The 6123-nt window shown below is 53.2% G+C and carries 6 protein-coding genes; all 6 read right to left on the bottom strand.

Translation table 11 applies throughout. From position 1 onward, the window contains the following. Nucleotides 1–231 precede the first annotated feature (231 nt). From B9Y55_RS08375 to cheB, 6 genes are read right to left on the bottom strand one after another with little or no spacing between them, the layout of a single operon-like run. Entirely contained in the window at nt 232–606 is a 375-nt protein-coding gene (locus tag B9Y55_RS08375) for a fluoride efflux transporter FluC (protein ID WP_085544904.1), read from the bottom strand. 22 nt (nt 607–628) lie between these two features. Continuing rightward, the gene (locus B9Y55_RS08370; RefSeq protein ID WP_085544903.1) at nt 629–1264 is read right to left on the bottom strand and encodes a cyclase family protein; all 636 of its coding nucleotides are present in this window, start codon (nt 1262–1264) and stop codon (nt 629–631) included. Nucleotides 1265–1289: 25 nt separating this feature from the next. Beyond that, entirely contained in the window at nt 1290–2546 is a 1257-nt protein-coding gene (locus B9Y55_RS08365) for an HD-GYP domain-containing protein (RefSeq protein WP_085544902.1), read from the bottom strand. Beyond that, entirely contained in the window at nt 2543–3709 is a 1167-nt protein-coding gene (locus B9Y55_RS08360) for an HDOD domain-containing protein (protein WP_085544901.1), read from the bottom strand. Before B9Y55_RS08360 ends, B9Y55_RS08365 begins: the two co-directional genes overlap by 4 nt. Before the next feature lie 35 nt (nt 3710–3744). Continuing rightward, complete coding sequence (locus B9Y55_RS08355; RefSeq protein WP_234986183.1) at nt 3745–5097, bottom strand: diguanylate cyclase; 1353 nt, start codon at nt 5095–5097, stop codon at nt 3745–3747. Between the two features lie 8 nt (nt 5098–5105). Next, nucleotides 5106–6119 carry a chemotaxis-specific protein-glutamate methyltransferase CheB gene (gene cheB / locus B9Y55_RS08350; protein ID WP_085544900.1) on the bottom strand — a complete coding sequence of 338 codons (1014 nt, stop codon included), beginning with the start codon at nt 6117–6119 and terminating at the stop codon, nt 5106–5108. Nucleotides 6120–6123 lie beyond the last annotated feature (4 nt).

Raw genomic sequence — 6123 nt, 5'->3', positions numbered from 1 at the left:
TTATCGCCTTGAGCATCTGGGTTTCCTCGAAGAGCTCTTCATAGGTGGGCTTCTGAAACATGGATAGGCCTCCTTTCAGATTTATTCTGATGCCATGATATCACGTTGCAAGAAAATAAGGAACTGCTGGTTTAGGAGCTAAATCGGCGGGGGACTGAATAGTTACAAAAATAAAAACACAGGAGGTTGCGAGATATCAAATCCCGTAACCTCCTGTGTTTTTTCGATGGCCTATACAAGCTTGCCCAGCAGAACGCCGCAAAAAGCGGCTCCTACGCCTATGGCCTGGGAACCCAAAATATACGCTATCGCTGTGACGTGAGCTGCGGAGGATATGAGATGAAAGGCCTCAAAGCTCATGGTCGAGAAGGTCGTGAAGGATCCCACAAATCCCGTAAGGACGATAAACGCCGTCTGCCCGGATATAAAGTGTCGTTCGTTGGCCAAAGCCCATATAAAGCCAAAAAGAAGACATCCCGCTACGTTGACGGTCATAGTCCCCCAGGGGAACAATCCCGACTCCTTTCCCTGTACAAATGAAGAAAGGGAGTAACGGCTCAACGCCCCTAACGCGCCAGCTATCATCATGAACGCTATCTTGGACATCTTTTGCTCTGACCTTCGTCCCTCATTGGACCATTCCTATGGCCCTTATAGGCGCTCCGTCGGCTTGGCCTATCTTTATCGGAAGACAGCAGATAGTGAACGAATCGGGCATATCGTCCAGGCCTGTCAGGTTCTCCACTATGACCATGCCCGATCCCAGCAGGATCAGGTGGTTTGGCAGGACCGTAGAGTCTATAGGATCCACCGATATTGCATCGACCCCTATCCCCTTAAGTCCCCTCTCCGATACCCATTTTGCCGCCTCCTGAGATAACACCGGAAAGGGGCCAAAGTAGTCGTCGGTACCCCAAAACCTAGACCAACCGGTCCTTAGAATCAGGTAGTCACTCTCGTCCAGAGCTGCCTTAAATGGCAGAAGATCCTCCAGCTCCACCTCTTTGCCCGGTATGTCTATTGTGTCGACCAACACGGCCTTTCCCATAAAGGTGCTGACCTCCATCTGATCCAGGCAGGCGCCCTCTTTTAACATGTGGGCGGGGGCGTCCATGTGGGTTCCGGTGTGGCTGAAAAGGGTCAGGAGTTTTTCCGCAAATCCCTCGACCTCTACAGAGGTGGCTTTGACTATGGTAGGTGGTTCCGTGCCTGGGTAGACCGGCATGTTTTCCTTTATGGTGTGAGTTAAATCTATTGTCTTCATCTCTTTAACCTCCTTTTTGCATCGCTCAGCTTAGATAAATATCCATGAAGTCCCCTTCATCCATCATGGAGAGGCAGACGTCTACGACCTGTGGGTCGTAGCTGGTTCCCCTGTTTGTCTCCAGCTCAAGCCTCGCTTCCTCAAGCCCCAATCCCGGTCTGTAAGGCCTATGGGAGGATATAGCCTCGACTACGTCCGCTACCGCAAGACAGCGGGCTCCTATCAGGATCTCGTCTCCCTTGATTCCTCTCGGGTATCCCGACCCGTCCATCCTCTCGTGATGTTGCCGGACCATCTCAGCGACCGGCCAGGGAAAGTCTATGGATTGAAGCATATCGTAGCCCGCGTCCGGGTGGGTTTGCACCATGCGGAATTCCAGCTTGTTGAGTCTAGCTGGCTTGGTCAGTATCTCCGCCGGTATGGCGATTTTTCCTATATCGTGGACGAGCCCTGCGATCCTGACTCCCTCGATATCGTCCTCGGAAAGGCCGAGCCTTCTGGCTATGGTGGAGGCTATGGACGCCACACGTCTCTGATGGCCGGCTGTGTATGGATCCCTGGACTCGACCACCTTGCCCATCGCGTCGACCACACCCAGAAGGGATCTGCTGAGCCTTGAATTTGCCTCCCCTAACTCAGCGGTTCTGAGGTCCACAAGCCTCTCCAGTTTATCCTTGTAGACTGTGAGCTCTCTCTCCGATTTTGTCAGTTGATCCACCTTTCTCTCCAGGGAGTCGTTAAGGCCCTTGACCATCGAAAAGAGCTCCAGGTATTGGAGGACGCTGGCAGCGGAGTTGAGCACCACGGTCACGAAGTAGAGGTGAGAGTCGAGCAAAGTTCCCTTCTCGGAGGATATTATACCTAAAAACATCCCCATGGTCCTACTGGAGGTTGTCATGGAGTGTAGGAGGACGGTATTTTTGCCGTCCGATGACCTTATGAGAGTGGGTTTGTTCCTGTGAAGAGCCCAGGCAAAACTGCCGTCCCCGACCAGTATGGCTTTTTCCTTCTCAAGGATGGATGGATCTCCCTCGTGGCTTGAGAGGTTGAACGAGGCATCGGAATCTATGAGAAAGAACCCGGCGGAGGAACACTGAAAAAGCCCTTTGAGCCTCCGTAACGTCTCCTCCAGTACCTCCTCCGGCGATACCGTCACGCCGGTAACGGAGGAAAAATCGTTTAACCTGAGGACTATGTCCAGTATCTTGTCCACGAAGCGATGGCGTTCTTTCAACGTGGCGAGTTGGTACTCCAGATCCCCCGATATCCCCTGATACCTCATGAAGCTATTCCCCCCAAAAAGGCGTCCACTATTTCGGCCCTCTGCCTATTAAATTGACACATTATAAAATCCAGTTCGTTCTCCGTCACGCCCAGGAAATCAAGATCCTCGTCGCTCACGGGAGGGGCGTAATAGTCCCCCGCAAAGCCGCTGCCTACTGCGACAGAAAGCCCCTCTGCCACGGCAAACAGAGTTGATTTTCTGTCGTTGACGCGAGTGGACCTAGCCTCCGTTATGGAGCGAGCCAGATCGGGTGGCAGAAACCATCTGTCGAAAAGGGACAGTGTAACGTCGCTTGATCGGTATCCAAATACTGATTTTTCCGACTCAAGCAGCGAAGCTCCTCTGGATGCTCTGTACAGAGCGATGGAAAAGGCCTCCGGCATCCTTTGAACCATGACCAGCCTTCCCAGGTTCATCAGCATGCCCCCGACGAAAAAGTGTGAATCGTCGCCTCTGAATCGCCTGAAGGCCAGCAGCCTGGCGAAGAGGGCACAGCTTATGGATGACTCCCAAAAACTCCTCATGTCCAGGTTTTTATGGCTTATCCCCCTGAAGTAGGCTATGGAGGAGACCTGGACCACCAAGGCCATAAGGTCGTTGCTGCCGACTATGGATACCGCCTGCTCTATGGACTTTATGGTCCTGGGAAAGCCGTATATAGGGCTGTTGACGAGCTTGAGCAACCGCGCAGAGAGGGCTGAGTCGCGAGCTACCACTTCGGCGACGTGGACCGCCGAGCTGAATGGCGATTCTATCACGTCGATTATCTCCTGGAGCACCGGAGAGTAGGACGCCAGCCCAGGCTCAAGGTAGAGCAACGACTCTATGGGGAGAAGGTCCCCCTGGGACAGCTCTGGGCAGCTTGAGGGGAACAGCTTTTCCGGAATACTCCTGGCCCTGCGGGAGATCCACCTTTTCCCCCATCCCGCTTTCCATAGCGACAGGATAGGGCTGGGCGGATGACCGTCTAAATCGTCCACATCCTCCCTGTCGTGCGAATCTCCGTAGACGGACCCCTCAACTATTCCCCAGGAGAGGAATACCTCAACGTGTCTCGCTGTGACCAATGTATCCTTGGCGAGGATCATACGGCCATTGGGAGCGTGAAGGTCCTTGTCCAGGACCTTTCCCTCTAGAGAACCTATACCTACTACGGTCATTAAAACGCCTCCAAAAAGTATATCGCCGTACTGAATTACGCTTTATGCCCTCTCTTCGCCTCTTTGTTTTTGTACATTTTTTTGTCCGCCTCTATCATGAAGCCGGAGAGGCTGGAGCTATCTCCCGCTTTTCTGAGGTGTATCCCCACGCTCATCGATCTGTTTACCGATTTCAGCTTTTCTTCGAGCCTCTCTACTATGGCCTCTTCGCAGTCCTCGCAGTCTTTCAGGATTATAACGGCAAACTCGTCCCCTCCGACTCTGCCTACTATATCCGATTCCCTGAATACTTCTCGAAGTATCTGGGCTGTTTCCTGAAGGACCTTATCCCCTTCGTCGTGGCCGAAGTCGTCGTTGACCGCCTTAAAATCGTCCAGGTCGGCGAAGACGCAAAGTGCGTCTATCCCGTTTTCGTCGGCTATCTTGAGGGCCTTCTCTCCCATGGTCATAAAGCCCCTTCTGTTGTAGAGTCCTGTAAGTGCGTCGGTGGTTGCCTCGATCTCCAGCCTTTTCCTGAGGGAGACCGTCTCCGATATGTCTCTAAGGGTGGCCAGTTTGACCAGTTCTCCGTCCCAGTTTGAGGTAACCACCCTCATGTCCACGTAGATTTTCCCTCGAGAGGTCGTAAAGGATATTTCCCTGTCACCTTTTTCTTCCACCGAATAGGGAAAAGGCTTTCCTATCATCTTGGGGCTCGATGTCTCAAACAGAAGTTCGGCGGCAGGGTTGACGTATCTAACCGATCCAGACTTGTCGACCACCACCACTCCGTCTCCGGTTGTCTCCATTATGGTCTGGAAGTTTGCCTGGACCCTTTTCACGTCGTCCAGGGCGTTTCGGTAGTCCCCCGATAGCTTTTGAAGCTGGTTGTTCTGCATCACCGCCGCCTCGAAGGTGGATAACAGCAGATCCACTATCTGTATTCTGTCGGCGGTCAGTTTGTGGTATTGCCCGCCGAAGTAGACCTCAACGCTCATCTGTGCCTGCCCCGACCTTCTAAGCTCCAGGTTTGCCAGGACGTTCTGCAACCTTCTGAGCAAATGGCAGTCCTCGTAGGGTTTTGTGAGGAAGTTATCCGCCCCTGATTGAAGGCCCTTTATGACATCGCCGGGATCGGAGAGAGATGTAAGTATAATAACCGGTATGTCCTTTAGCTTAGGATCGTCCTTGATCCTCCTGCACATCTCGTAACCGTCCATCTCGGGCATCATGACGTCGGTTATTATCACCGTCGGAGTGACTTTTCCCGCCATCTCCAGCCCCATAGCCCCGTTACGGGCTACGGAGACGTTGTAGCCGTTTTCCCTGAGAAGCCTCTCCAGTCTCTTGGCCTGTGTGAGGCTATCCTCCACTATCTCTATCGTAGGGATCGGTGCGCTCAGAGTCATGAACATGGTCATCCTTTCCTCGAACATATATAGAGGGCTTTCCCTATAGACTTAGGAGGTAACACCTTGCAGGCGGCGGAGAGCCTTACCGCCTCCCCTGGCATTCCCCATATCACCGAGCTATCCCTGTCCTGGGCGAAGGTAAGGGATCCGTTGTCCTTCATGTCCTTAAGTTCCTGTGCTCCGTCTCTTCCCATCCCCGATAGCAGTATCCCTGCGGAGCAGGGGCCTATGGAGGTCCTTACGGATCGAAACAGCACCGAGGTCGACGGCTTTACCCCGTGTTCCGACGGTTCGTCGGAAAGGTCTATCTTCATCTCCGATACCTTCATCTGTCGCCCTTCCGGCGCCAGGTAGACAGTTCCAGGCAAGATTTTTTCCCTGTCTTCGGCGACTTTGACCTTCAGTTCTGTGCTTTGGGATAGCCATTGGGCCATCCCCTCGAGAAAACCGGCGGCTATATGCTGTACCACCAGTATCGGGGCGGGGAAATCTCCGGGTATGGCCGAGAGCAGCTCCGCCAGTGCGTGAGGCCCTCCGGTAGAGGCTCCTACCGCTACCGCCTTTATAGATCGACATTCTCCGTCGTAGGTCTGGAATTTTTCCCTGTTGTCGGAGGTTTTGACGGAGGCTATGGAGGCGTCTTTTACAGCGTCGCATAGCTGCTTTCCGTAGCCCTCCAGTCCGTTAGATTGTTGTGAGGGCTTAGGCAACACCGCAACCGCACCGGCCTCTATGGCCCTGAAGGTCTTCTCTACGTCGTCAGGCTCAAGGCAGGAGCTGATCACCACCACCGGGACGGGCTTCTCCTCCATTATCCTCTTGGTCGCCTGAAAACCGTCCATAATTGGCATCTGAATGTCCATGGTGACTACGTCCACATGGTTTGACAGTACGAAGTCCAGTGCCTCTTCTCCGTTACTGCACTGGCCTACTATCTCTATACCAGGATCTTTGGTCAACACCCGGCATAGCAGCTTTCTGAGGACCATCGAATCGTCTACCACTAAAACCTTTATCATAAAC

The organism is Dethiosulfovibrio salsuginis (assembly GCF_900177735.1).
GTDB lineage: Bacteria > Synergistota > Synergistia > Synergistales > Dethiosulfovibrionaceae > Dethiosulfovibrio > Dethiosulfovibrio salsuginis.
The sequence above is the reverse complement of the archived record's forward strand: the minus strand, read 5'-3'. Positions and strand labels throughout refer to the sequence as shown.

Coding starts and splice junctions, on each gene's coding strand:
- B9Y55_RS08365 (WP_085544902.1), bottom strand. CDS start 2,546: ATGAGGTATCAGGGGATATCGGGGGATCTGGAGTACCAACTCGCCACG.
- B9Y55_RS08375 (WP_085544904.1), bottom strand. CDS start 606: ATGTCCAAGATAGCGTTCATGATGATAGCTGGCGCGTTAGGGGCGTTG.
- B9Y55_RS08355 (WP_234986183.1), bottom strand. CDS start 5,097: ATGACTCTGAGCGCACCGATCCCTACGATAGAGATAGTGGAGGATAGC.
- B9Y55_RS08360 (WP_085544901.1), bottom strand. CDS start 3,709: ATGACCGTAGTAGGTATAGGTTCTCTAGAGGGAAAGGTCCTGGACAAG.
- B9Y55_RS08370 (WP_085544903.1), bottom strand. CDS start 1,264: ATGAAGACAATAGATTTAACTCACACCATAAAGGAAAACATGCCGGTC.
- cheB (WP_085544900.1), bottom strand. CDS start 6,119: ATGATAAAGGTTTTAGTGGTAGACGATTCGATGGTCCTCAGAAAGCTG.